The sequence below is a fragment of the Alcanivorax sp. MD8A genome (assembly GCF_002888555.1).
In the GTDB taxonomy this organism is placed as follows: Bacteria; Pseudomonadota; Gammaproteobacteria; order Pseudomonadales; family Alcanivoracaceae; genus Alcanivorax.
On sequence record NZ_AQOQ01000009.1, the window covers coordinates 91,097 to 115,992 of the forward strand.

Here is a 24,896-nt window from a genome sequence, read left to right on the forward strand (position 1 = left end):
AAGAGAAGAGAGGCGCCAGTGTCCAAGCTCGTCGTTTTCACCGGTAACGCAAATCCCGAACTGGCCCGCGCCATGGTCAACCACCTGAATCTGCCCATCGGCAATGCCGACGTTGGCACGTTCAGCGATGGTGAAGTTGCCGTGGAAATTCAGGAAAACGTGCGCGGCAAGGACGTCTTCATCGTCCAGTCCACCTGCAACCCCACCAACAACAACATCATGGAACTGCTGGTCATGGCCGACGCACTGCGTCGCTCCTCCGCCGGCCGTATTACCGCCGTGATGCCGTACTTTGGTTACGCCCGTCAGGATCGCCGCGTGCGCTCCGCACGAGTGCCGATTACCGCCAAAGTGGTGGCCGACATGATCACCACCGTGGGCATCGACCGCGTGGTAACCGTCGACCTGCATGCAGACCAGATTCAGGGCTTCTTCGACATTCCGGTAGACAACGTCTACGCCACCCCGCTGATCGTGGCAGACATCGAGCGCCAGAAACACGACGACCTGATGGTCGTGTCACCGGACGTAGGTGGCGTAGTCCGTGCCCGCGCCCTGGCCAAGCAACTCAACGATGCTGACCTGGCCATCATCGACAAACGCCGCCCCAAGGCCAATGTCTCTCAGGTCATGCATATCATCGGTGAAGTGGAAGGCCGCACCTGCATCCTGGTAGACGACATGGTCGATACCGCCGGCACCCTGTGCAAAGCCGCCCAGGCACTGAAGGATCATGGCGCATCCAAGGTCTACGCCTACATTACCCACCCGGTACTGTCTGGCCCGGCCATCGATAACATCGCCAGCAGCTCTCTGGACCAACTGGTGGTGACCGACACCATCCCGCTGTCAGAAGCTGGCCGCGCCTGTGACAAGATTCGCGTGCTCAGCCTGGCGCCGATGCTGGCCGAGACCGTTCGCCGGGTGAACAACGAAGAGTCGCTCAGCGCCATGTTCGACCGATTGGAGCTGGTGTAACAGCAGCAAGCTACAAGCTCCAACACGACATGGATTGTTGCCAGATTGAAGCCCCTGAGGCCGCGCACAGCTCCTGTGCGCGGCCTCTTTCATTCCGCCTCCCTCAATCCCTAACCGTGTTGCAGCTTGCGGCTTGGGGCTTGAAACCCTTTCCACTGGCACACAGCGACTTTTTCCTTCATAATCGCGCCCCCGCGGAATCCTCCGTGGTTTTATCAACCTCTCTGGCCGACCTGGTCGCGGGAAGCCCGAGAGCAGACTGGAGACATAACATGTCCAATGAATTCCTGCTGAATGCAGAAATCCGCAGCGACGCGGGGAAAGGTGCGAGCCGCCGCCTGCGTCGTCTGCAAGATCGCGTACCTGGCATCCTCTATGGTGGCGAAGCCGAGCCGCAGATGATCAGCGTTGAGCTGCGCGAGCTGAAAAAAGCCCTGGAAAACGAAGCGTTCTACAGCCACATCCTGACCCTGAAAGTCGACGGCAAGGATGTACAGGCGGTACTGCGTGACCTGCAGCGTCACCCGGCCAAAGGTGTTCCGACCCACGCGGATTTCCTGCGTGTGGACAAGACCCACAAGATCACCATGAACGTACCGCTGCACTTCATCAACGAAGCCGGCTCCATTGGCGTGAAGAAGCAGGGTGGCGAAATCCAGCACAACATTTCCGAAGTGGAAGTGAGCTGTCTGCCGCAGGATCTGCCTGAGTTCATCGAAGTGGATATGGCTGAAGTCGAAATGAACGCCATCGTTCACCTGTCCGACCTGAAACTGCCGAAAGGCGTGGAACTGACTCAGCTGGCGCTGGGCGACGACCACGACCAGCCGGTTGCTGCTATCCACGCGCCGAAAGTACGTGCTTCCGAGTCTGACGACGAAGAAGGCGGCGAAGAAGCAGCCAGCGAAGAATAAGACGCACCGTGGCGGAACCTGTTCGACTGATCGTAGGCCTGGGTAACCCGGGCCGCGAATACGAAGACACCCGCCACAATGCTGGCGTCTGGTACATTGACGCCCTGGCTCGCCGCCAGGGCGTTTTCCTTTCCGAAGACAAGAAGTACTTCGGCCTGACCGGCACCTTCACCTTTGAAGGCGAAACCATTCGCTTGCTGGTCCCGACCACTTTCATGAATCGCAGTGGTCAAGCCACGGCCGCACTGGCCAATTTCTTCAAGATCCCCGTCACGCAGATACTGGTCGCTCACGACGAACTCGACCTGCCCCCAGGCACTGCCCGCTTCAAGTTGGGCGGAGGGCACGGTGGCCATAATGGTCTGCGCGACATCATCAGCAAGCATGGCAACAGCCGCGACTTCTACCGCTTGCGGCTTGGTATTGGCCATCCCGGCTCTGCTGCCCAGGTCACGCCTCATGTGCTCAACAAGCCGTCGAAAGCCGACCGTGATCTGATTGACCGCGCCATCGACGAAGCGGTGTATCACACCCCGGATATGCTTCGCGGGGAACTGAACAGCGCGATGAATCAACTGAATGGGTTCAAGGCGTAAAGAGCTGCAAGCGACAAGCCTCAAGCTGCAACACGAAGAAATGCCCTGCCAATTTCACTTTTTTGCTCCGCGCTGCGAGTGGCAATGACCTCGATTCCGTGCTACGCCCGGTTCGTTCAACAAGTTGAAACTCCTACAGCGGCATCAGATCCTGCATGTCGCCGAACTCGACGATTGGCAACGCGTTTCCATTAACCAAAAAACCGGGAACGAATTGAGGTTTTCCTATCCCACAAGCGTAGCTTCTAGCTTGCAGCTTGTAGCTTGTAGCTTGTAGCTGATAGCTGATAGCTGATCTTCAACGATCGCCTGCATACCTCGCCAACACCCATTGTCCAGCCGGCCGGGTATTGAGCTTATGCAGCTGGGCCTGCAGAGCCGGGGAAAGGGTGCTCTCGTCGAAAATATCCCAAGGGGTACCGACTGGGCTCAGCAGCGGCGCCAACAGGCTGGCTGCGGCAATGTCCGCCAACGTAAAGGTGTCCCCTACCAGATAGTGCCCATTGCCCTTTTGAAGGCAGGACTCCACCAGGGCAAGCCCTTCCTCCAGACGCTGCTCGGAACGCATCACCGCCTTGGGTTGGATCCGGTACAGGCGACGCACCGCCTCACGGGTCACGGGTGTCATGACCTTCTGTACCATCGCTGGCAGCCCGTAGGGCGTGAGCATGGCATCCATCACTTCCGGCCGGTCAATGATCTGCCCATAGAGCCAACGGCGAACATGAACACCAATGCGGTCAAACTGCTGCTCCAGCTCAATCACCCGAGCTCGCAGTTCCCGGTCTTCCGGTAACAGGGGGCGTTCCGGGTATGTCTTTTCCAGGTAATAGGCAATCCGGGTGGAATCGCCCACCGTCCGCTTGCCGTCACGAAGAATTGGCAAGGTATCGATCCGGGCCATCAAGCGGGTGCGGATACGGTGCGGCCCGGGCAGCAGGTTATGGATACGGAAACCCAGCCCCTTGTGGTCCAGCTGCCAGCGGGTTTTCTCGCAATAATGCGAAATCGGAAACTGGTAAAGAATGCGGTCAGTCATGATGGTGTGCCAGTCAGGATCATGGCCGCAGTCTAGCCCCTCCCCAAAATGGCACATCGGCATCAGCGCCCTGCCATGCCGTCCCCCCAGCAACCCCGCTTTCCGCCTGCCGGTGGTCGCTTTTCCGGCCCGCTTTCAGTAGCATTGCGGCCTCGAAAACTGGAGGTCTGTCATGGGTTTCAAATGCGGTATCGTCGGTCTGCCCAACGTGGGTAAATCCACCCTGTTCAACGCGCTCACCAAGGCGGGGATTGATGCCGAGAACTTCCCGTTCTGCACCATTGAGCCCAACACTGGCGTGGTCCCGGTACCCGACCCGCGTCTGGACAAACTGTCCGCCATCGTGGATCCGGAGCGCGTAATGCCCGCCACCATGGAATTCGTGGACATTGCCGGCCTGGTTGCCGGCGCCTCCAAAGGCGAAGGCCTGGGCAACAAGTTCCTGGCCAATATCCGTGAAACCGACGCTATCGCCCATGTGGTACGTTGCTTCGACGACGAAAATGTTATCCACGTGGCCGGCAAGGTCTCACCGCTGGACGATATCGCCGTGATCAATACCGAGCTGGCACTGGCGGATCTGGATACCGTGGAAAAGGCCCACCTGCGCGCCACCAAAGCCGCCAAGGGCCAGGACAAGGATGCCAAAGGCCTGCTTCCTGTTCTCGACAAGGTATTACCCGCATTGAACGAGGGCGAGCCGGCCCGCTCCGTGGAGCTCAATGACGACGAGCGCAAGGTGCTCAAGAGCCTCAACCTGCTGACGCTCAAGCCGACCATGTACATTGCCAACGTGGACGAAGGCGGCTTCGAAGACAACGCCCTGCTGGATGCCGTACGCGAGCTGGCCGAGAAAGAGAACTCTTCCGTGGTGCCGATCTGCGCCAAGATCGAATCCGAAATCGCCGAGCTGGACGACGAAGAGAAGGCGGATTTCCTGTCTGATCTCGGCATGGACGAACCGGGTCTGAACCGGGTAATCCGTGCGGGTTTCAGCCTGCTCGGCCTGCAGACCTACTTCACCGCCGGCAAGAAGGAAGTCCGCGCCTGGACCGTCAAAGTGGGTGCCACCGCGCCACAAGCCGCCGGGGTCATCCACACCGATTTCGAGAAAGGCTTCATCCGTGCCGAAGTCACCGCCTACGATGACTACATCGAGCACAACGGTGAGTCCGGCGCCAAGGATGCCGGCAAATGGCGCCTGGAAGGCAAGGAGTACATCGTCAAGGACGGCGATGTGGTGCACTTCCGCTTCAACGTGTAAACGCCACAGGCACGCAACACGCTAAAACGAAAAGGCCGCCCGAGGGGCGGCCTTTTCGTTTTTCGCTGTTAACTGATTTAATCAGTGCCACCCGCATTCACCGGCTCAAAATCTTCATCCTTCAACTCCGGCAGCTTCTCATCACAGCCCTGAATGCCCTGCTTTTTCAGGTTGGTGCACACCCGATCCAGCTTGTTGTCCACCGCATGCATGTGATCCAGCAGCAAGTGAATGGCTTCGGCGACCGGGTCGGGCATGTCGTTGCTGACCCCGTAGGCCTGAAAACCGATTTTCTCGGCCATTTCCTGACGGGTCTTTTCTTTCTCGGTGAGCGGCTTGTTGATCACACGACCCGGGATCCCCACCACCGTTGCCCCTTCCGGTACCTCTTTGGTCACTACCGAGTTGGAACCGATCTTGGCGCCCTTGCGCACGGTAAACGGGCCCAGCACCTTGGCGCCGGCCCCCACCACCACCCCATCTTCCAGGGTCGGGTGGCGCTTGCCTTTGTTCCAGCTGGTGCCACCCAGGGTCACCCCGTGATACAAGGTGACGTCATCACCGATCTCTGCGGTTTCACCGATCACCACCCCCATGCCGTGGTCGATAAAGAACCGACGACCAATCTTGGCACCCGGGTGGATTTCAATACCGGTCAGCCAGCGGGAAAACGTGGAAATAATGCGCGCCAGCTGCTTGAAGTTGCGCCGCCACAGGCCATGGGCCAGACGGTGAAACAGCACCGCATGCAGGCCGGGATAGTTGAGCAACACTTCCAGCGTGTTGCGGGCCGCCGGGTCCCGATGAAATACCGACGCAATGTCCTCGCGTACTCGATCAAACATAGCTACCTCGTCCAGGACCTGAGTCCTTATGGATGCGCCAACCCGGTCTGCGTTACGGGTTGTCGCCCTCCTTCATTTTTTTCTCCAGCGCCACCAGCACACCCCGCAAAATGCTCATTTCCATTTTGTCGGGTCGGGCGCGCATAAACAAACGGCGCATACGCGTCATGACCTGCCCCGGCTGCTCCGGATTCAGGAACCCACTCTGCTCCATGACCGTTTCCAGGTGATCCAGAAAACCGGCCACCGCCTCGTTGGTAGCAAGCGGCTCGTCCCAGAACATCTCGGGCAAGGGCATCGCTTCGCGGCGCGAGCGGGCTTCCTTGAGATCGAAATCCTCTCCCAGCAACGCCAGGCGCAACTCGTAACAGATCAGCTGCACCGCCGAGGCCACATTCAACACCCCGTAATCCGGGTTGGCCGGGACGCTCACGTGCAGGTTGCAACGACGCAGCTCGTCGTTGGTCAGCCCGCGGTCTTCACGGCCGAACAGCACCGCAATGCGTGTTTCTTCCGGCTCGTGGGACAACTGCGCCGCCAGCTGACGGGGGGTCAGACAGGGCCAGGGAATCCGTCGCTGGCGAGCACTGGTACCAATCACCAGCGTGGCGCCTTCCAGGGCTTCATCCAGGCTGTCACATACCTGCGCGGCTTCCAGCACATCGCCGGCACCTGACGCCCGGGCAGTGGCTTCCACATTGGGGTAGCCCTGCGGTTTTACAAGGCGAAGATCCGACAACCCCATGGTTTTCATGGCTCGGGCAGCAGCCCCCACATTACCGGGATGGGTGGTTTCCACCATCACGATACGCACATTTTCCAGCATCAGCGTTCCTGTAACAGGTCTGGTCGTAAAAGACGGCAATGTTATCATGAGAGTGTATTAATGACTGCTTAGGCTCTGCTACAATCCGCGCCCCGGTCAGGCCTGCCCTGCTGCCGGAGCTCTTTTACAGTCAATTTTTGAGGACAGATGCATGCATGCGCCGCAAGTGAATATCGCCCTGCGAGCCGCCCGCTCCGCGGGTAACCTGATTCGACGCGCTGCCGAAAGCAGTGACCCGGTGTCTGTCACCAAGAAGGGCATGAACGACTTCGTTACCGAAGTGGATCGTGCGGCTGAAAAGCGCATTATCGAAACCCTCCTGAAAGCCTATCCGGACCACGGCATTCTCGCCGAGGAATCCGGCATCATCGAAGGCAAGGGCGAAGGGGCCGATTATCAGTGGATCATCGACCCGCTGGATGGCACCACCAACTTTATCCATGGCTTCCCCCAGTACTGTGTTTCCATTGCCCTCAAGCACAAAGGCAAAGTGGAACATGCGGTTATTTACGATCCCAACCGCGATGAGGAATTCACCGCCAGCCGTGGTCGGGGCGCGGCCCTTAATGGCCGCCGCATTCGCTGCACCAACCGTCCCGGCCTGGACGGCTGCCTGATCGGCACCGGTTTCCCGTTCCGCAAGGATCAGGCTCCCTTCATGGACGCTTACCTGGGCATGTTTGCCGACATCGCCGCCAGCACCGCAGGCTTGCGCCGCCCGGGCTCTGCCGCCCTGGACCTGGCCTGGCTGGCCGCAGGCCGCCTGGATGGTTTCTTTGAATTCGGTCTGGCCGAGTGGGACATGGCTGCTGGCGCCTTGCTGATCACCGAAGCCGGCGGGCTGGTTGGCGACCTGAGCGGTGGTCACAAGTACCTGGAAAGCGGCGGCGTGGTCGCAGGCAGCCCCAAGGTGTTCAAAGGCCTGCTGCAAAAAATCAAACCCCATCTTACCGACGGTCTGCGCAGGTAAAGCCAGCTACGAGCCATCAGCTATGAGCTATGACGCGGCCCAAGGCAGGTGCCAACAGCACCTCTTGAGCCGCGCCCCCCCCTTCATAAGCAGCCCAATCCCACTAGTTTCTCCGGTTATTGCTTTTATCTTTTCTCATTTCTCGCAGCTCACAGCTAATAGCTCGCAGCTGATTTCCTTAGACCCCAAACCGATTTTTGCAATTCGGCATGGACATCTGTGTGTGCTTTGCTAGCGTGAAAGACAGACACGTTGGCAAGGAGACATGGAATGGGCTCAGTAACGCTATCGGATCCGTCACTTTTCCGTGAGCAGTGCTACATCGACGGTCAATGGTGTGATGCGGACGACGGTGGCACTTTCACGGTGGACAACCCGGCCACCGAAGAGACGCTGGGTACTGCGCCACGCATGGGCGAGGCCGAAACCCGCCGCGCCATTGATGCCGCCCATGCCGCCTTCCCTGCGTGGCGAGACAAAACTGCCGCAGAACGGGCCGGCCTGCTGGAAACCTGGCATGACCTGATGATGGAACATCAGGACGACCTCGGTCAGCTGATGACACTGGAGCAAGGCAAACCCCTGGCCGAAGCCAAAGGCGAAATTGCCTACGCCGCCTCGTTTCTGAAATGGTTTGCTGAAGAAGCCCGTCGCGCCTACGGCGACACCATCCCGGCACCAAAACCCGGCCAGCGTATCGTGGTGATCAAACAACCCATCGGTGTCACCGCCGCGATCACCCCCTGGAATTTCCCCTCTTCCATGATTACCCGCAAGGCGGGGGCGGCTCTGGCTGCCGGCTGTACCATGGTCGTCAAACCGGCCAGCGCCACCCCCTATTCGGCATTGGCACTGGCAGAGCTGGCCCAGCGGGCCGGCATTCCGGCCGGCGTTTTCAGCGTCATTACCGGTAGTGCCGGGGCAATTTCCACCGCCCTGACCGACTCCCCCATTGTTCGCAAGCTGAGTTTTACCGGTTCCACCGAAGTGGGCAGCAAACTGATGGCCCAATGCGCTAAACATATCCAGAAGGTCTCACTGGAACTCGGCGGCAATGCGCCCTTCATCGTGTTTGATGATGCCGATCTGGACAAGGCGGTGGAGGGCGCCATGGCCAGCAAATTCCGCAACACCGGCCAGACCTGCGTGTGTGTTAACCGCTTCCTGGTACAGGACAGCGTGCATGATGCCTTCGTGGACAAGCTCAAGGTCGCCATTGAAGCCATGAACGTAGGCAATGGCATGGACGATGGCGTGACCCAGGCCGCCCTGATCAATCGCGGTGCCGCCGACAAGGTCATGGAGCATATCGAGGATGCCCTGGGCAAGGGCGCCACTGTCATCACCGGCGGGCAGCGACATGAACGCGGCGGCAGTTTTGTACAGCCTACCCTGATCACCGGTGTCAGCCAGGACGCCCAGCTCTGCCAGGAAGAAACCTTCGGCCCACTGGCCGCCGTCATCCCGTTCAAGAGCGAAGAAGACGCCATCCGGATTGCCAACGACACCCCGTACGGCCTGGCGGCCTATTTCTACAGCAATAACATCCACCGCTGCTGGCGTGTGGCTGAAGCACTGGAAAGCGGCATGGTCGGCGTCAACGAAGGCCTGATTTCCAATGCTGCGGCCCCCTTCGGCGGCGTCAAGGAATCCGGCCTGGGCCGGGAAGGCTCCCATCAGGGAATGGACGAGTACCTGGAAGAAAAGTATCTCTGCATGGGTAGCTGATACCCCTGAACGGTCGCCTGACGCGCCCCCTGAGTGAGGCCCTGAAGATAGAACCGCGTCGGCCAGAAAGGAGACGGAATGGGACAAACGCTGAACATTGCCCTGTTGCCCGGTGACGGCATTGGCCCGGAAGTCATGGATGTGGCGGACGCGCTCCTGGAACAGTTGATTCAACGCTATCAGCTCCCCCTCGCTGCGACCCTGTTTCCCTGGCCATCCCATGCCTGGTACCAGCAGCACGGGCAGATGATGCCTGATGATGGCGTGGCGCAATTGCGCCGCTTCGACGGCATCCTTCTCGGGGCACTGGGTGATCCCGGCCCACTGGATGATCCTGAGCGGTTTGTCCTCTCTGACAGTATCTCCCTGGGGCCTTTGCTGGCCCTGCGCAAACAGCTGGATTTATGGGCCTGCGAGCGCCCTGCCCGCTGGCTGGCTGGTGCCCCCCAATACCTGGCCGACCCACGCGCCAAAGACGTCGACATGCTGGTGATTCGGGAAAACAGTGAAGGCGAATACAGCAATCAGGGCGGCCGCCTGCGGGCCGGCGCGGCAGACGAAATCGCCACCCAGGTCGAAGTCTTCACCGCCACGGCCACAGAGCGGCTGATTCGCCATGCCTTCGAACGTGCCGAAGAACGTGCCCGACTGCGCGACACCCCACGCCAGTTCAAGGACGGCAAAGCCGCCCAGGTGTGCCTGATCACCAAACGCAATGCGCAACCCTTCTGGGGAGATCTGTACACCGAAACCTTCGCCCGCATCGCGGCTCTCTATCCGGAGGTGGACACCCATCACGAGCTAGTGGACGCCGCCTGCATGAAGTTCGTGCAAAGTCCCTGGCAGTTCGATGTGATCGTGGCCAGCAACCTGCACGGCGACATTCTCACCGACCTGGCTGCAGTGCTGTGTGGCGGGCCGGGCCTGGCACCGTCTGCCAACCTGAATCCGGCTGACGCCGACACGCCAGCCCTGTTTGAGCCGGTACACGGCAGCGCCCCGGATATCGCCGGAAAGAATCTGGCGGACCCCCGTGCCACCCTGTTAAGCCTGGCCATGCTGCTGGACACCCTGGCGCCGAACCATCCCGCCATCGGCAATGCGGCACAACATCTGCATGACCTGATAGCAGAGGATTTACGACAGCCCTTTACAGGCACCCGGGAAACCGGCCAACGATTGAGTCAACGCATGGCCGCTGCCGTCTGAGGGCAGCGCCATTGATGAGGAAAACCGCGACAGCAAAGCAAACACATCGCAAGCATTGGTAAACGGAGGCGCCATGAGTCATTTGTCCCCCCTGCTGGTCCAGTCCAGCGGCATTTGTGCGGAGCGCGGCGAAGGAAGCTGGCTCTATGACAAGGACGGCAACCGCTGGCTGGATTTCACGTCCGGGATTGGCGTCACCGCCACAGGCCATTGCCACCCAAGGGTCGTTGCGGCCGCCCAGGAACAAGTGGCCAAGCTGGTGCATGCTCAATACGCCACTGTCACCCACCCCAACATGCTGGCACTGACGGACAGGCTCTATGAGCACTTGCCCAAAGGACTCGATGCGGTGGCCTTTTCCAATTCCGGCAGCGAATCCGTCGAAGCCGCCGTGCGGCTGGCCCGTCAGGCCACCGGACGCACCAATCTGATTGCCTTTCGCGGTGGCTTCCATGGCCGCACTTTGGCGGCGGCCTCCCTGACCACCTCCACCAGCAAGGTCCGCACCGGCTGGCAACCGCTCATGGCCGGGGTCAGCATCGCCCCCTTCCCCCATGCCTACCGCTATCAACAGGACATGGACGAATGCGTGGCGGCCTGCCTGCACGAGCTGGACCATATCTTCGCCACCGAGTGCAATCCGGCAGACACCGCCGCCATGATCATTGAGCCGGTGCAGGGCGAATACGGTTATTACCCCGCCACAACCGCGTTCATGGAAGGCTTGCGCGAGCGGTGCGACAAGCACGGCATCTTGCTCATTGCCGACGAAATCCAGGCGGGCTATGGCCGCACCGGGCGTTTCTGGAGCCACCAGCATTTCAATGTGAAACCCGACCTGATTATTACTGCCAAGGGACTGGCCAGCGGTTACCCGCTGTCTGCCATCGCCGCCAGCAAGGACTTGATGAACCACGGTTATCCGGGCTCCCAGGGCGGCACTTACGGCGCCAACGCGGTGGCCTGCGCAGCGGCCCTTGCCACCCTGGATGTCATCGAGGATGAACAGCTGGTCGCCCGGGCCGACAGCCTCGGCGCCCGGTTGCGAAAGCATCTTGAAGGTTTGCAGAAAGAGGACGGCGGCATCGATGAAATCCGCGGCGCCGGTCTGATGTTGGGCGTTGAAATGGTCAGCGCGCCGCACGTTCCCGACGGCGACCGCGCCGGCCGCATTCTCAAACATTGCGAGCAGAACGGCATGTTGATGCTGCGCTGCGGCAGCCAGGGGCAGGTGGTACGCTGGCTGCCCCCGCTGACGGTCAGCGAGGCAGAAATCGATCAGGCCGTTGACCTGTTTGCCAAGGCACTGAAGGCCACCGCCTGAGCACCATACTGAATCAAGGATCTTGTATGACCGATACCGTTGTGACCGTGCTGCTTGCCGAAGACGAGCCCTCCCTGCCCGGCCTGGAAGCCCTTGCCGGCCAGGCCCGGGTGCAGGAAGCACGGACATCGGAGCAGCTGAAAGCCGCCCTGCCGGACACCGAGGTACTGGTGGTCACCGACTTTCGTACCGATGTGCTGGCGCAAGTGTGGCCGGACAACTGCCCGGTGCGCTGGGTCCATGCCACCAGCGCCGGCGTGGATGCACTGATGATCGATCCGATCAGGAACAGCGACATCGTCGTCACCAACGCCCGCGGCATATTCGACCGGGGTATCGCCGAGTATGTGCTGGGTGCGGTGCTGATGTTTGCCAAAGACACGCTCACCAACCTGTCACTGATGCGCGAGCATCGCTGGCAACACCGTGAAACCCGCCTGCTGCGTGACAGCCTCGCGGTCATCGTGGGGGCGGGTTCGATCGGCCGGGAAGTAGCCCGCCTGCTGGGCGCGCTGGGCGTGAACGTGATGGGCACTGCCCGCCATGCCCGTGACGATGCAGCCTTTGAAAAGGTGTATGCGCAAGACGATTTGCCCAGGCTCCTTGGCGAGGCGGACTACGTGATCATCACCGCGCCACTGACCCCGGACACCGAAGGATTATTCGATGAGCCGCAGTTCCAGCGCATGAAAGCCGGGTCGGTCCTGGTGAACGTCGGCCGCGGCCCCATCGTTCGCACCGACGCCCTGCTGGCCGCCTTGCAGAGTGGTCATCTGGCCGGGGCCGCACTGGACGTATTTGAACAGGAGCCCCTGCCCGCCGATCACCCATTGTGGGATCAACCCAACGCCATGCTGTCCGCCCATATGGCAGGGGATTTCATCGGCTGGCGCGCCGCGCTGGGGCAGCAATTTGTCGACAACTTTCAACGCTGGCAACAGGGCGAGGCGCTCGCCAACCCCGTCAGCAAGGAACATGGCTATGTCAGCAATGCCTGAGTGCTGATCCATTCAGACCAGGCATACGTCACACCAGGAGGTACGCCGATGAGCAAGGAACTACTGACCATGAGCGCCCAGGCGCTAAAAGCCGCCTACCAGACCGGCGCGCTGTCCCCCGTGGAAGTGTGCTCCAGCCTGCTGGACCATATCGAGAAGCACGACCAGGCGCTGAATGCCTGGTGCCTGATCGACCGCGACACCACCCTGCAATGGGCCCGTGACTCGGAGCAACGTTATCAGGATGGCAAGGCAGACGGCCTGCTCGATGGAATCCCGGTGGCGGTCAAGGATGTGTTCCTGACGCCCATGTGGCCAACCGTGAAAGGGTCAAAAACCATCGACCCCGACGCGACCCTCAACAAACGCTCCCCCGCCGTGGCCGCCCTGGAACGGCATGGCTATGTCCCCCTTGGCAAAACCACCACCCCGGAGTTCGGCTGGAAGGGCATCACCGACAGCCCCCTGTGCGGACCGACCAACAACCCCTGGAACCCGGCACGCACCGCCGGCGGCAGCAGCGGCGGCAGCTCAGCGGCGGTCTCTGCCGGCATGGCGCCCCTGGCGCTGGGCACGGATGCCGGCGGCTCAATTCGCATCCCGGCAGGTTTTTGCGGCATCGTGGGCCATAAACCCACCTTCAGCGAAGTCCCACACTGGCCGGCCAGCCCGTTCGGCACCCTGGCGCACGCAGGCCCCATGACACGGACCGTAGCCGACGCCGCACTCATGATGAACGTGCTGTGCGAAGCCGATGCCCGCGACAGTCTGGCCGCACCGCGCCGCCATATTGATTATGTGGCGGCCCTGAACCAGCCCATGAAAGGTCTCAACATCGCCATGAGTACGACTCTCGGCTATGTGGACGTGGACCCGGAAATTGAAAAGGCGTTCAAGGACGCCGCCAAGGTCTTCGAGGACCTGGGCGCCACCGTGACCGAAGCGGACCCCGGTTTCAGCAACCCGCTGGCCGCCTTCAGCCACCTGTTCTACAGCGGCGCCGCCAACGCCATGCGCGACCTGGGCGACCGCCAGCGCAGCCTGATGGACCCGGCACTGGTCGAAGTGGCCAGCAAGGCCGAAAAGCTCACCATGCTGGATTATCTGGGTGCCATGAACGAGCGCATGGCCGTGAGCGAACGCATGGCGGTATTCCATACCAAGTACGATCTGCTCATCACCCCGACTCTGCCCATCGAAGCCTTTGATACCGACCGCGAAGTGCCGGTGGACTGGCCGAGCACCCGCTGGCCGACCTGGACGCCCTTTACCTACCCGTTCAACCTCACCGGGCAACCGGCGTTGTCGGTGCCCATGGGCCTGAACAGCAACGGGCTGCCCATGGCCCTGCAAATCGTCGGCGCCCGTTTCGATGACGCCCGGGTGCTGGCTGCCGGCCACGCCTTCGAGCAGGCACAACCATTCGCTCACCTGCCGCCCTTGCTACAGGAATAACCCCCTCTCTGCAGGAGCGCCGCTGGCGGCGCGATTCCAGTGATGGTTATCGCGCCGCCAACGACGCTCCTGCGGCAGGACTGATCGCCAACAGGAGACGACGATGGGTAACATCAATCTGGACACGGATTTCTACGAAAGCGAAGACCCGATCTGGAACCCGGCACTGCTGACCATCCCGGTGCCGGGCATTCGTCGCATGGTCAATCTGGCGGCGGATCTGGACGATGTCATCCACCTTTCCATTGGCCAGCCGGACTTCAAACCACCGAGCCATGTGGTACAGGCCGGCGTTGATGCGCTGAATGCCGGGCAGACCGGTTACACCATGGACGCGGGGCTTCCAGAGTTACTGGAAGCGCTGGCCGATTATTACAGTACCCGCTACGGACGTCCGTTGGTGCCGGAAAACCTGATGATCACCACCGGCGCTACCGAAGCAATCTATCTGGCACTCACCGCCACCTCGGCTCCAGGCCGCGAGTTTATCGTTCCCGACCCCTCGTTCATGCTTTATGGCCCGCTGATCCGCATGAACGGCGGCACGGTAAAGAACATCGCCACCCGCGCCGAGAACGATCACCAGCTTGATCCCCAGGAAGTCATCGACGCCATGGGGCCCAATACGTTTGCCGTAGTATTGAATTCCCCCAGCAACCCCACTGGCACCATTTACCCGCGGGAAACCATTGAAGCCATCGTCGAGGAAGCCGCATACCGTGGCATTCATATCATTAGTGATGAAGTCTATGACCATCTGATCTACGACGGCCGTGATTACCCCAGCGTGCTATCCTGCTGCCCGGACCTTGACCACGTCATGGTGGTGAGCAGCTTTTCCAAAACCTTTTCCATGGCCGGTATGCGCGTGGGCTGGTTGATTGGCAGCCAGGGTGCCATCAAGAAATTGCGGCGCTATCACATGTTCACCACCACCGTGGCCAACACCCCCTGCCAATGGGCCGGCGTTGCGGCACTGCGGGGCAGCAACCAGTTTATTGACTCCATGGTAGAAGAATACCAACAGCGGCGTGACCGCCTGATCGAGCTGGTCTCACAAACACCGCACCTCACCGGCTACCGCCCGGACGGTGCTTTCTATCTGTTCCCATCGTTACCGGAAGGCGTGGACGGCGCCAACGTCGCCCTGAAACTGCTGCGTGAAACCGGCGTCTGCACCATCCCCGGCGACACCTTCGGCGAAGCCGGAAAGAACGCCCTGCGCATCAGCTATTCCACCTCACTGGACCAGATCGAAGAGGCCTTCGAACGAATTATTCCGTGGATGAAGAAGCAGAATTTTTCGTAAAGCGGCAAGCCTCAAGCTACAAGTCACAACGCGACAATAGTCATCATTAACGGCAAGACCGTGCCCGCGATCGATTACTGAAATTGTGCGCGGGCAAGGCGTCAGAAACTCCTGACCCACTGATTCGTGTTGTAGCTTGAAGCTTGCAGCTTGCCCCTCCATCACCTGTAGGCAGAATCCCCCAGAAAAAAACAAAAAAAGCCGCGAAAGAATCGCGGCTTTTTTGTTTTAGCTGTTAACTATTAATTATTAACTGTTAACTGCTCTTATGGCATTTCATCAATTTCTTCCGGCTCCGGAATGATGAAATCCTCCTTGCTCACTTTCATCATGAACAGGATGTTACTCACCACATAAATGGAAGAGTAAGTACCGACAGCGATACCCACCAACAGCGCTTCCGAGAAAGAACGCATCACCTCACCACCGAAGAAGAACAGTGCCACCAATACCAGTAACGTTGTCAGAGAGGTATTGATGGTTCGGCTGAAGGTCGCATTCACGGCATCATTGATGATCTGTTCAGGGTCGCTCTTGCGCGAGTTGCGAAAATCTTCCCGAATCCGGTCCGCCACCACAATGGAGTCATTCAGGGAGTAACCAATCAGCGCCAGGACTGCCGCCAGCACCGTCAGATCAAACGGCCACTGCACCAGAGAGAAAATCCCCAGCACGATGATCACGTCATGGAACAACGCCACCACAGTGGCAACACCAAACTTGTTGGAGAACCGGAACCAGACGTAGAGCATCATCAAACCCAGCGCCAGCAACATGGCGGTGCCGGATTCATCGCGCAGCTCGTCACCCACCTGTGGACCCACGAACTCCACTTTGAGCAACTCCAGCTCACCATTGTGCGCCTTGAGCGCCGCGTAGACGTTATGGCCCACCTCATCCGCGTCCGCGCCTTCTTTTGGCGCCACGCGAATGTTCACTTCCTTTGGCGAACCGTAGTGCTGTGCCACCGCATCGCCGTAGCCCGCCGCAGTCAGATCCGCACGAACCTGCGACAACTCCACGTCCACCGGGCTTTTCACTACCACGGTGGTCCCGCCAGTGAAGTCCAGCCCCAGGTTCAACCCCCGGGTGACCAGCAATACCACCGAGGCAATCACCAGCAAGACAGACAGGATGCCCAGCGGTTTGCGGACACCCATAAAGTTAATGTTCATGGTTGCTTTACTCATCGCATCACCGCCTTAAATACTCAGTTTCGCCGGTGCACGGGCGCCGCGCCCGTAAACCATTTCCGCCATGGCACGGGTACCAATGATCGCCGTGAACATGGACGTAAGAATGCCGATAAACAGGGTGACCGCGAAGCCCTGCACCGAACCGGTACCGGCCGCAAACAGGATCACCGCGACAATCAGCGTGGTGATATTGGCATCCAGAATGGTGGTGAAGGCACGGGCATAACCCTCTTCGATGGCCTGTCGGGGTTTAAGCCCGCGACGCAGATCCTCGCGAATACGTTCGAAGATCAATACGTTGGCATCCACCGCCATACCCACGGTCAACACGATGCCGGCAATGCCCGGCAGCGTCATGGTGGCACCGGGAATCAGCGACATGATGCCTACAATGATGACCAGGTTGCCCAGCAGGGCCACATTGGCAATCAGGCCAAACAGCTTGTACCAGACCACCATGAAGATCAGCACCAGCGACAAACCCAATGCCATGGACTTGAGGCCCGCCTCGATGTTCTCGGCACCCAGGCTCGGGCCGACGGTGCGCTCTTCCACAATGCTCACCGGCGCCGCCAGAGAACCCGCCCGCAGCAGCAGGGCCAGCTCGGACGCCTCTGCGGGGTTATCCAGTCCGGTGATCCGGAATCGACTGCCCAGGGTGTCCTGAATGGTGGCAACGTTGATCACGTATTTGTCGGTGGTACTGACCATCTTGTCGACCAGATTGCCGTCTTCGCCCTCGACCTTCTTCACGTCAGTCTTGGTTTCAATAAACAGCACGCCCATGGGGTTACCGACGTTCTTGCCCGTAATGCGCTGCATACGACGGGCGCCATCGGAATCCAGGGTGACGTTCACTTCCGGTGAACCGGAGTCCTGGCTGAAGCCCATGCGCGCATCAATCACCTGATCACCAGTGGCGATTTTGGACTTGCTCATGGCCACGATTCGGCCTTCCTGCCCCTTGAAGGGATAGAACTCCACGCCCGGAGGCGCCATGCCGCTGCGCAGCCGCGCCGACGACACACTGTTATCTACCAAGCGGAATTCTAGCGTCGCGGTACGCCCCAGAATCCGGCGCGCCTGGGAAGCATCCTGAATGCCCGGCAGCTGCACCACGATACGGTCAGCCCCCTGACGCTGTACCACCGCTTCCGCCACACCCAGTTCGTTGACACGCTTGTTCAGGGCAGTACGGTTCTGGTCGACGGCGTAGTCCTGCATTTCCTTCAGGGCACTGTCGTTCAACACCAGAACGGCTTCCGGGGTATCTCCGGCCGGCTTCATGGTGAACTTGTCCAGCGCCTGGCGCAGGGGGGCTCGTGCCGCATCGGCAGCGACCTGATCAGCAAAGGTTACCGTGAGGGTCGTGCCATCCACCGCAACGTCACGATAACGGACACCCGCATCACGCAATGTCAGCTTGGCATTACCTGCCCAGGCTTCCATGCGGCTGTCGACCACCGCATTCATGTCTACCTGCAACAGGAAATGCACCCCGCCGCGCAGATCCAGACCCAAATTCATGGGGCTGGCACCGATGGATCGCAGCCAGTCCGGCGTCGTTTCGGCCAGGTTCAGGGCGACCACATAGTTATCCCCCAGCTCAGAGGCCGCCAGATCGCGGGCACGCAGCTGGGCTTCGGTATCGTTCAGGCGCACCAACAGGGAGGAGCCGACGGATTCGCCGGGGCCGTGACTGAGTCCGGCCTCATCCAGAGCGCCAAGCACTCTCTGACGGGCCACGTCAGAGACTTCACCGCCAGCATCAGCATGGCTGATCTGAATGGCAGGAGCGTCCGGGTACAGGTTGGGCAGGGCATACAGGCCGCAAACAACGAGGGCGGCCAGAAGCAGGAAAAATTTCCAGCGTGGATAGCGGGTCATAGCTCTTTCCGGTGTTTATTCCGGTGGTGTCCGGTGTAATAAAAAGCCCCGTCAGAAACGGGGCTGAGAGTCTTAAATGGACTTGATGGTGCCTTTGGGCAAGGTGGCCTGGATGCTCTGCTTTTGCAGTTTGATTTCCAGGTTGTTGCTGATTTCTACCACCACGAACTCGTCGGTGACCTTGGCGATCTTGCCCAGAATGCCACCGCTGGTGACCACTTCATCACCCTTGTTCAGGTTTTCCACCAGATTCTTGTGCTCTTTGGCGCGCTTTTGCTGCGGACGAATCAGGAAGAAGTAGAACACCACCATCATCACCACCAGCATGATCAGCTCGACACCACCGGGGCCGGCCGGGGCCGCCTGGGCATACGCCGGAGAGACCAGGGCAGTGGCCAGAAGGGCCAGCAGGGAACGCATTGCGATTTTCATTAATTACTCCAGTTTTCAATAAGCTACAGCGCGGGAGTCTGCTCACCCCGAGCGGCATAGAAGTCGTCCACAAAGGCGGACAATGTACCCCCTTCAATGGCCCCCCGCAATCCAGCCATCAGGCGCTGATAGTAGCGCAGGTTATGGATGGTATTGAGCTGGGAGCCAAGCATTTCATTGCAGCGATCCAGATGGTGCAGATAGCTGCGGGAAAAATGCTGGCAGGTATAGCAGTCACACTCGGCTTCCAGTGGCGCCAGGTCGTGACGGTGTTTGGCGTTACGGATCTTGATCACCCCTTGAGAGGTGAACAGGTGGCCGTTGCGGGCATTACGGGTGGGCATGACACAGTCGAACATGTCGACTCCGCGCCGAACCGCCTCGACGATATCTTCCGGCTTGCCGACCCCCATCAGGTAACGGGGACGCTCTGCAGGCATATGCGGCGTCAGGTTACCCAGAGTACGCAGCATTTCTTCCTGGGGCTCACCCACACTCAAGCCACCCACGGCATAACCATCAAAGCCGATATCCACCAGACCGGCCAGCGACTCCCGGCGCAGGTTGTCGTACATGCCGCCCTGCACAATGCCGAAGCAGGCCGCATCGTTGCCCTGGTGCGCATCCTTGGAGCGTTGTGCCCAGCGCAGAGACAGTTCCATGGAATCTCGGGCCTGCTGCTCGGTGGCAGGAAACGGGGTGCATTCATCGAAGATCATGCAGATATCACTGCCCAGCGAGCGCTGTACCTGCATGGCACGCTCGGGCGTCAGCTCGACCTTGTCGCCATTGATGGGGTTCTTGAACACCACGCCGTGTTCGGAAATCTTGCGCATTTCCCCCAGGCTGAAGACCTGAAACCCACCGGAATCGGTAAGAATCGGTTTGTCCCATTGCATGAAACCATGCAGGGAACCATGGGCTTCGATCACCTCGGTGCCCGGGCGCAGCATCAAATGGAAGGTATTACCCAGACAGATCTCGGCACCGGTATCGGCCAGGTCTTTCGGCAGCATGCCCTTCACCGTGCCATAGGTCCCCACAGGCATGAAGGCCGGGGTCTGGATCGTGCCGCGGGGGAAGGTGATCTCGCCACGACGGGCATCACCGTCCGTGGTCTTCAGGGAAAATTGCATGCGAGACATCAGACCCTCTCTGCGGTGGACACATCCACCCTTTCAATGAACATGGCATCGCCGTAGCTGAAGAAACGGTACTCTGCCTCGATCGCCGCCTGATACGCGCCCATGACGCGCTCTTGCCCGGCAAAAGCACTGATCAGCATCAGCAGCGTGGACTTGGGCAGGTGGAAATTGGTCAGCAGACACTCCACCAACCGGAATTGATAACCGGGATAGATGAAAATATCGGTCTCCCCCTGACCGGCCTTCAAGCTACCGGACTGGCTGGCGGCTTCCAGCGCCCGCAACGCGGTGGTGCCCACAGCCACAATACGTCCGCCACGGGCATGGGCCTGCGCCACCTGCTCCACCAGCGTTTCGGGAATCTGGTAGCGTTCGCTGTGCATGTGATGGTCTTCCACCTTGTCCACACGCACGGGCTGAAACGTCCCTGCTCCTACATGGAGGGTGACATAGCCGATATCAACCCCGTGCTGCTGCAGGGCCGTCAGCATCGCCTCATCAAAATGCAGCCCCGCGGTGGGAGCTGCCACGGCACCGGGCTCGCGGGCATACACGGTCTGATAGCGCTCCATGTCCCCCTGTTCATCCGGGCGATCGATATAGGGCGGCAACGGCACATGGCCAATCGTTTCCAGCGCGCCAAGCAGGGTCTCGCAGCCGTGGAACTGGAGAATAAACAGGGCATCGCGGCGACCGGTGACCTGGGCCCGTACGCCCTCATCAAACTGCAGCCAGCTGCCCGGCTTGGGGGATTTGGAAGCACGCACATGGGCCAGCGCTTCATGATCATCCACGACCCGCTCAATCAGCACTTCCACCTTGCCGCCACTGTCTTTGTGGCCGAACAGGCGAGCCGGGATCACCCGGGTGTCATTGAAGATCAGCAGGTCACCGGGCCGGACATAGCCCAGCAAGTCAGGAAATTGCTGGTGTTGGAGGGCGTCACGGGTCAGCGCCAACAAACGGGCATCACGGCGCTGAGCGGGGGGATGGCGGGCGATCAGCCCGTCCGGGAGTTCAAAGTCAAAATCGTCGACGTTCACGTACTGTACCGGCACGGAAGTTCAAGGGAGGGCAAGGATACCCGGCACCGAAAGCAGGATCAAAAGCTGTTTCCCTTCCAAGAGCACAAGCGCACAGAGACAATCCGCTTTGCCCGCTGTTAGCGCTTTGCTCTAGAGGCTATTTCTTGCCCTTGGGTTTCTTCGGCAACTCCACCGTGGCGGTGGCAGACAAACGATCATGCAAAGTCTGGTGCGGGGCGATCAGGACAACCAGATACCCCGCCCCGAACAGCCCCCAGGACAGGCACGCCCCAAGAAAGCGGGCGGCGGTCTGCCACAGTTTGACCGGCCCACCTCGGTAATGACGAACCTGCAGGCGCCAGGCACGCATGCCCAGCGTCTGACCACCGCGCATCCAGAACCAGGCGTAAAAGAGCCAGGTTTCCACCAGCAACAACGGCAGCAGGATCCCCTTGAGATAGCCCGGGGCTGCGCGGGTTACCCCATTGATGTCCTCCATGGGCAAACCGGTCTTGGGGTAGACCAGCACAAAGATCCCTGTGCTCACAAACCACAAGGCCAGCACCAGAAAACCGTCGTAGACCAGCGCCATCAAGCGCTTCAGCAAACCGGCAGGCGGGGCATAATCGGTCATAATTCACTCCGAAGCCAACGCTTCTCCGCTGCAGACGTCCGATCCAGCGCCAGACGCCCGACATAAAAAAGCCCGCTCGAAGCGGGCTTTTTCATCGTTTGGTACCAGAGGCCGGACTTGAACCGGCACGCCCGTGAAGGCAACGGATTTTGAATCCGTCGTGTCTACCAATTCCACCACTCTGGCAGTGGGGCGCGAGTATACCAGCCCGTCGCTGCTTTGCCAGCCTATTATTCAGGATTGCCCTGCACGAGCACCGCAGTCACGTTATCACGACTGCCCTTGTCCAGGGCGGCCTTGAGAATTCCGGACTCGGACACCCGGTGACGCATCAACGACAACAGGTCGTCTTTGGTCAGCACAGAATGAATCCCATCGGTAGTCAGCAAAAAACGCTGCGCCTGAGCGACAGGAAATCTGGCCTGCTCCAGCCGCAGTTTGTCCCCAGTGCCCACGGCCTGATAGATCACGTGGGCGCGAGGATGCTGCATGGCTTCGGTCTCTGTCAGCTCACCCGCGTCCAACAGGGACTGCACGGGGGTGTGATCGCGGGTCAGTATATCGAACCGCTCACCCTCCTGACGGTAAAGACGGGCATCACCAGCCCACAGCACGGCCGCCTCTTCGCCCTGAATCAGCACGACCACGACAGTGGCCCCCATGGGCTTGCTGCGCATGTGCATGGCGGCATGGTGCCGTATCGCATGGTTAACGGTTTGCAGTGCGGTTTCCACCGCCAGGAGTCGATGGGCCATGCCGCCGCCCAGAGACAACCCCTCCAGGCATTGCCGAATCATGCTGGCCGCCAGATCACCTGCATCATGGCCACCCATACCATCAATCACGGCCCAAAGGCCTTCTCCGTCTCGACACACCAGGGCATCTTCATTGGTCGCTCGTCTGCCCTTGTGGGTGCGTCCCTGCCCCCGCCAGATTGTCATCCGTTATCGCACCCTCTGCAGCAGCCAGATCCCCAGCACCAGACACAACGCGGGGGGCACAGCCGCCGCCATCAAGGGCTCGGTATGGAAAACCAGCGACAACTGACCGAAAAACTGCTGGCCGTAATGAAAGATCAGCCCGGCCACGATCCCTGCCGTCAGACGCAGCCCCATGGTGACTTCCCGGAGCGGGCCGAAGACAAAGGAAATTGCGATCAGCACCATGCCGATGGTCGCCAGCGGCATAAACAGTTTCTGCCAGAAACTGAGCATGTAATCGGCCGTCTCAAGCCCCTGCCGCTTGAGGTACGCGGTGTATTCCAGCAGCTTGGCCATGGCAAGGTGATCGGGCTTGAGCACAACAATACTGAGCAACTGCGGGGTCAGGCGTGTTTGCCATTCGCCGTTATCTTTTTCATAGGTCTCGGTGTGATCTTCGAACAGGCGTGTGCCCGTGATGCCTTCCAGTGACCAGAAATCCCCCTGGTAAATTGCCCGCGCCACAAACTGGGTTTCTGTCAGTTTCTGCTGCTCGTCAAAACGATAGCGGGTCAGTCCATGCAACACGCCATTGGGCTGCACTGCATTGATATGGATGAACTCCTCGCCTTCCCGATGCCAGTAACCGTATTTTGAGCGCAAGGCTTCGCCGCCACCTTCCGCCATGGAGCGGTTACTCTGGGCCACCTGCTCGGTGTACGGGGTCAGGTACTCTCCCAGCGGGATCGAGAGGATGATCAACAAGAACACCGGCCGCAAAACCAGCCAGCTCACCCGCAATGTGGACACCCCTGCCGCCCGAATTACCGACAGCTCACCACTGTTTGCCAGCAGCCCCAGGCCGATCAGCGTCCCCAGCAGAATCGCCATGGGCAGATACTCATGCACACGCCTGGGGGTTGTGGTCAGAATGAATTGCAGCGCCTGCATGGCCTGGTAGTTGCCCCGCAGGAATTCCAGCTCGTAGATAAAACCGAATAGACAATCCAGGCCCACAATGATCGCCAGGATCGCCAGTGTCGGCACCATGACCGCCCGCCAGAAATACCGTTTCAGCAATCTCATGCGCCTGCCCTCCGCCGGAAAATCCGGTTACCGAAATAGAGCAGGAACACGATGGTCGCCGCCACCAGATGGATCCAGACCATGTCCAGATACCAGGGCAGCACCCCGGAGTGATCTTCAATGGCGCTGCGCGTGACCAGCAGCATACCCACATATAGCATGTAGCCCAGCACAGCAGGGATCAGGCGGTAAAACCGCCCCTGCCGCGGGTTCACCCTGGCCAACGGAATCGCCGCAAGCGCCATAATCGGCACCGTAAGAATCAGCGATAGTCGCCACTGCAGCTCCGCTAACGCTTCATGGTTATTTTCACGCTCTGCGATCAATTCTCTGGTCGACCGGCCGCGCACTTTGGGTGGGCGACTGTCCGATTTTTCACCACCGATCCGCACCCGCGCTTCCTTGAAACCAATTTCCTTGTAATCGCGCTGGCCCGGTTTTCCCTGGTACTGGAAGCCATCCGTCAGCAACAGATAACTGATGCCATCTTCCTGAACCAGCTTGCCGCTTCTCGCCCACACCGTCAGTAACCGGTTGGCTTCACCCTGCCCTTCAAAACGGGCGTCGGCCACAAAGACATTTTCCAGCACCCCTTTCTCACGATTGAGATGCTCCGCGTAAGTCGCGCGCTGACTGTTACTGGATCCCTTTACATGGAAGCGACCAGGGGTCAGCAATTCGAGCACCGAGCGATCTTTCTGCTCCTCGAAAATGCGGTTGACCTCAGCGTCGCCGCGAGGGGTCACGTAGAGCGAAAACAACCCCACCAACGTGGTTGCCATTAACACCGGCACCACCAGCGAACGGACAATCCGGCCATGGCCCTGCCCCCCTGCACGCAGGACAACCATCTCGTTATCCATATGCATACGGCCCAGCACCAGCAGCAAGGCAATATAGAGGCTCAACGGCACAATCATTTGCAGGAATTCCGGCATCCGGAACGCCATCACCAGAAACAAGGCATCAGCGGCAATTTCACCGGCAGCCGCCTCCGCCAGATATTTGATAAACCGGCCACTGACCAGCACCATCACCAGAATAAAGGTGACCATGACGGTACTGAGGAACACTTGCCGGTTAATGTAGCGATGAAGAATCAAGGGCTGGCCCACT

Annotated in this window: 23 protein-coding genes and 1 tRNA gene; 11 read left to right on the top strand and 13 right to left on the bottom strand. The window is 59.8% G+C overall.

The genetic code is table 11. The annotated features are described in order from the left end of the window. Positions 1–18 precede the first annotated feature (18 nt). The 3 genes from A15D_RS06765 (at position 19) to pth (ending at position 2,488) form a co-directional block, all read left to right on the top strand. Positions 19–978, top strand: coding sequence for a ribose-phosphate pyrophosphokinase (locus A15D_RS06765; RefSeq protein WP_022985172.1), 960 nt, complete (start codon positions 19–21; stop codon positions 976–978). Between the two features lie 272 nt (positions 979–1,250). Continuing rightward, a complete protein-coding gene (locus tag A15D_RS06770; protein ID WP_022985171.1) occupies positions 1,251–1,892 on the top strand; it encodes a 50S ribosomal protein L25/general stress protein Ctc in 642 nt (213 codons plus the stop codon). Between the two features lie 8 nt (positions 1,893–1,900). Next, positions 1,901–2,488 (top strand): aminoacyl-tRNA hydrolase, encoded by a 588-nt coding sequence (gene pth, locus A15D_RS06775; RefSeq protein WP_022985170.1) that lies wholly within the window; start codon positions 1,901–1,903, stop codon positions 2,486–2,488. 298 nt (positions 2,489–2,786) lie between these two features. Here the strand turns inward: pth and A15D_RS06780 are convergent, their stop codons facing one another. Beyond that, positions 2,787–3,527: a glutathione S-transferase family protein gene (locus tag A15D_RS06780; protein ID WP_102791334.1), complete on the bottom strand. Its 741-nt coding sequence runs from the start codon at positions 3,525–3,527 to the stop codon at positions 2,787–2,789. Between the two features lie 172 nt (positions 3,528–3,699). On the opposite strand from A15D_RS06780, the gene ychF reads away from it, so the two are divergent. Then, the gene (gene ychF, locus A15D_RS06785) at positions 3,700–4,791 is read left to right on the top strand and encodes a redox-regulated ATPase YchF (RefSeq protein ID WP_022985168.1); all 1,092 of its coding nucleotides are present in this window, start codon (positions 3,700–3,702) and stop codon (positions 4,789–4,791) included. Positions 4,792–4,868: 77 nt separating this feature from the next. Here the strand turns inward: ychF and cysE are convergent, their stop codons facing one another. Both cysE and trmJ read right to left on the bottom strand, forming a co-directional pair. Further along, complete coding sequence (gene cysE, locus A15D_RS06790; RefSeq protein WP_022985167.1) at positions 4,869–5,636, bottom strand: serine O-acetyltransferase; 768 nt, start codon at positions 5,634–5,636, stop codon at positions 4,869–4,871. A gap of 52 nt (positions 5,637–5,688) precedes the next feature. Continuing rightward, the gene (gene trmJ, locus A15D_RS06795; protein WP_102791312.1) at positions 5,689–6,462 is read right to left on the bottom strand and encodes a tRNA (cytosine(32)/uridine(32)-2'-O)-methyltransferase TrmJ; all 774 of its coding nucleotides are present in this window, start codon (positions 6,460–6,462) and stop codon (positions 5,689–5,691) included. Positions 6,463–6,613: 151 nt separating this feature from the next. Here trmJ and A15D_RS06800 point away from each other — a divergent pair, with 151 nt between their 5' ends. From A15D_RS06800 to A15D_RS06830, 7 genes are all read left to right on the top strand, one after another. After that, on the top strand, positions 6,614–7,432 hold the full coding sequence (locus tag A15D_RS06800) for an inositol monophosphatase family protein (protein ID WP_102791313.1): 819 nt from the start codon (positions 6,614–6,616) through the stop codon (positions 7,430–7,432). A 270-nt stretch (positions 7,433–7,702) separates the two neighbouring features. Beyond that, the gene (locus tag A15D_RS06805) at positions 7,703–9,160 is read left to right on the top strand and encodes an NAD-dependent succinate-semialdehyde dehydrogenase (protein ID WP_102791314.1); all 1,458 of its coding nucleotides are present in this window, start codon (positions 7,703–7,705) and stop codon (positions 9,158–9,160) included. Positions 9,161–9,238: 78 nt separating this feature from the next. Next, positions 9,239–10,369 carry an isocitrate/isopropylmalate dehydrogenase family protein gene (locus A15D_RS06810; protein WP_102791315.1) on the top strand — a complete coding sequence of 377 codons (1,131 nt, stop codon included), beginning with the start codon at positions 9,239–9,241 and terminating at the stop codon, positions 10,367–10,369. 73 nt (positions 10,370–10,442) lie between these two features. After that, positions 10,443–11,693 (top strand): aspartate aminotransferase family protein, encoded by a 1,251-nt coding sequence (locus tag A15D_RS06815; RefSeq protein WP_102791316.1) that lies wholly within the window; start codon positions 10,443–10,445, stop codon positions 11,691–11,693. 26 nt (positions 11,694–11,719) lie between these two features. Beyond that, entirely contained in the window at positions 11,720–12,691 is a 972-nt protein-coding gene (locus tag A15D_RS06820) for a D-2-hydroxyacid dehydrogenase (protein WP_102791317.1), read from the top strand. Between the two features lie 48 nt (positions 12,692–12,739). Next, positions 12,740–14,146 carry an amidase gene (locus A15D_RS06825; RefSeq protein WP_102791318.1) on the top strand — a complete coding sequence of 469 codons (1,407 nt, stop codon included), beginning with the start codon at positions 12,740–12,742 and terminating at the stop codon, positions 14,144–14,146. Between the two features lie 103 nt (positions 14,147–14,249). Continuing rightward, a complete protein-coding gene (locus A15D_RS06830) occupies positions 14,250–15,455 on the top strand; it encodes a pyridoxal phosphate-dependent aminotransferase (RefSeq protein ID WP_102791319.1) in 1,206 nt (401 codons plus the stop codon). A 266-nt stretch (positions 15,456–15,721) separates the two neighbouring features. Here the strand turns inward: A15D_RS06830 and secF are convergent, their stop codons facing one another. The 10 genes from secF to lptF all read right to left on the bottom strand — a co-directional run bounded on the left by secF (position 15,722) and on the right by lptF (position 24,895). Further along, entirely contained in the window at positions 15,722–16,645 is a 924-nt protein-coding gene (secF, locus tag A15D_RS06835; RefSeq protein ID WP_233192126.1) for a protein translocase subunit SecF, read from the bottom strand. A 12-nt stretch (positions 16,646–16,657) separates the two neighbouring features. After that, the gene (gene secD / locus A15D_RS06840) at positions 16,658–18,538 is read right to left on the bottom strand and encodes a protein translocase subunit SecD (protein ID WP_102791320.1); all 1,881 of its coding nucleotides are present in this window, start codon (positions 18,536–18,538) and stop codon (positions 16,658–16,660) included. 72 nt (positions 18,539–18,610) lie between these two features. Next, on the bottom strand, positions 18,611–18,970 hold the full coding sequence (gene yajC, locus A15D_RS06845; RefSeq protein ID WP_022985156.1) for a preprotein translocase subunit YajC: 360 nt from the start codon (positions 18,968–18,970) through the stop codon (positions 18,611–18,613). Positions 18,971–18,993: 23 nt separating this feature from the next. Further along, the gene (tgt, locus tag A15D_RS06850) at positions 18,994–20,106 is read right to left on the bottom strand and encodes a tRNA guanosine(34) transglycosylase Tgt (RefSeq protein ID WP_102791336.1); all 1,113 of its coding nucleotides are present in this window, start codon (positions 20,104–20,106) and stop codon (positions 18,994–18,996) included. 8 nt (positions 20,107–20,114) lie between these two features. Next, positions 20,115–21,158 (bottom strand): tRNA preQ1(34) S-adenosylmethionine ribosyltransferase-isomerase QueA, encoded by a 1,044-nt coding sequence (gene queA, locus A15D_RS06855; RefSeq protein WP_102791337.1) that lies wholly within the window; start codon positions 21,156–21,158, stop codon positions 20,115–20,117. A gap of 139 nt (positions 21,159–21,297) precedes the next feature. After that, complete coding sequence (locus A15D_RS06860) at positions 21,298–21,774, bottom strand: RDD family protein (protein ID WP_102791321.1); 477 nt, start codon at positions 21,772–21,774, stop codon at positions 21,298–21,300. A 99-nt stretch (positions 21,775–21,873) separates the two neighbouring features. Further along, positions 21,874–21,960, bottom strand: a tRNA-Leu gene (locus tag A15D_RS06865). 44 nt (positions 21,961–22,004) lie between these two features. Then, entirely contained in the window at positions 22,005–22,715 is a 711-nt protein-coding gene (locus A15D_RS06870) for a PP2C family serine/threonine-protein phosphatase (protein ID WP_102791322.1), read from the bottom strand. 3 nt (positions 22,716–22,718) lie between these two features. Further along, the gene (lptG, locus tag A15D_RS06875; protein WP_102791323.1) at positions 22,719–23,780 is read right to left on the bottom strand and encodes an LPS export ABC transporter permease LptG; all 1,062 of its coding nucleotides are present in this window, start codon (positions 23,778–23,780) and stop codon (positions 22,719–22,721) included. Then, the gene (gene lptF / locus A15D_RS06880; protein ID WP_233192127.1) at positions 23,777–24,895 is read right to left on the bottom strand and encodes an LPS export ABC transporter permease LptF; all 1,119 of its coding nucleotides are present in this window, start codon (positions 24,893–24,895) and stop codon (positions 23,777–23,779) included. The genes lptG and lptF overlap by 4 nt, the downstream gene beginning before the upstream one ends. Position 24,896: the final 1 nt, after the last annotated feature.

Bases quoted from the DNA above. Each gene is read 5' to 3' on its own strand.
- A15D_RS06780 (WP_102791334.1), bottom strand. From the start codon at position 3,527: ATGACTGACCGCATTCTTTACCAGTTTCCGATTTCGCATTATTGCGAG.
- A15D_RS06810 (WP_102791315.1), top strand. From the start codon at position 9,239: ATGGGACAAACGCTGAACATTGCCCTGTTGCCCGGTGACGGCATTGGC.
- lptG (WP_102791323.1), bottom strand. From the start codon at position 23,780: ATGAGATTGCTGAAACGGTATTTCTGGCGGGCGGTCATGGTGCCGACA.
- A15D_RS06820 (WP_102791317.1), top strand. From the start codon at position 11,720: ATGACCGATACCGTTGTGACCGTGCTGCTTGCCGAAGACGAGCCCTCC.
- tgt (WP_102791336.1), bottom strand. From the start codon at position 20,106: ATGCAATTTTCCCTGAAGACCACGGACGGTGATGCCCGTCGTGGCGAG.
- A15D_RS06860 (WP_102791321.1), bottom strand. From the start codon at position 21,774: ATGACCGATTATGCCCCGCCTGCCGGTTTGCTGAAGCGCTTGATGGCG.
- ychF (WP_022985168.1), top strand. From the start codon at position 3,700: ATGGGTTTCAAATGCGGTATCGTCGGTCTGCCCAACGTGGGTAAATCC.
- A15D_RS06770 (WP_022985171.1), top strand. From the start codon at position 1,251: ATGTCCAATGAATTCCTGCTGAATGCAGAAATCCGCAGCGACGCGGGG.
- A15D_RS06870 (WP_102791322.1), bottom strand. From the start codon at position 22,715: ATGACAATCTGGCGGGGGCAGGGACGCACCCACAAGGGCAGACGAGCG.
- yajC (WP_022985156.1), bottom strand. From the start codon at position 18,970: ATGAAAATCGCAATGCGTTCCCTGCTGGCCCTTCTGGCCACTGCCCTG.
- trmJ (WP_102791312.1), bottom strand. From the start codon at position 6,462: ATGCTGGAAAATGTGCGTATCGTGATGGTGGAAACCACCCATCCCGGT.
- secF (WP_233192126.1), bottom strand. From the start codon at position 16,645: ATGAGTAAAGCAACCATGAACATTAACTTTATGGGTGTCCGCAAACCG.
- A15D_RS06800 (WP_102791313.1), top strand. From the start codon at position 6,614: ATGCATGCGCCGCAAGTGAATATCGCCCTGCGAGCCGCCCGCTCCGCG.
- A15D_RS06815 (WP_102791316.1), top strand. From the start codon at position 10,443: ATGAGTCATTTGTCCCCCCTGCTGGTCCAGTCCAGCGGCATTTGTGCG.
- A15D_RS06825 (WP_102791318.1), top strand. From the start codon at position 12,740: ATGAGCAAGGAACTACTGACCATGAGCGCCCAGGCGCTAAAAGCCGCC.
- secD (WP_102791320.1), bottom strand. From the start codon at position 18,538: ATGACCCGCTATCCACGCTGGAAATTTTTCCTGCTTCTGGCCGCCCTC.
- A15D_RS06805 (WP_102791314.1), top strand. From the start codon at position 7,703: ATGGGCTCAGTAACGCTATCGGATCCGTCACTTTTCCGTGAGCAGTGC.
- cysE (WP_022985167.1), bottom strand. From the start codon at position 5,636: ATGTTTGATCGAGTACGCGAGGACATTGCGTCGGTATTTCATCGGGAC.
- A15D_RS06830 (WP_102791319.1), top strand. From the start codon at position 14,250: ATGGGTAACATCAATCTGGACACGGATTTCTACGAAAGCGAAGACCCG.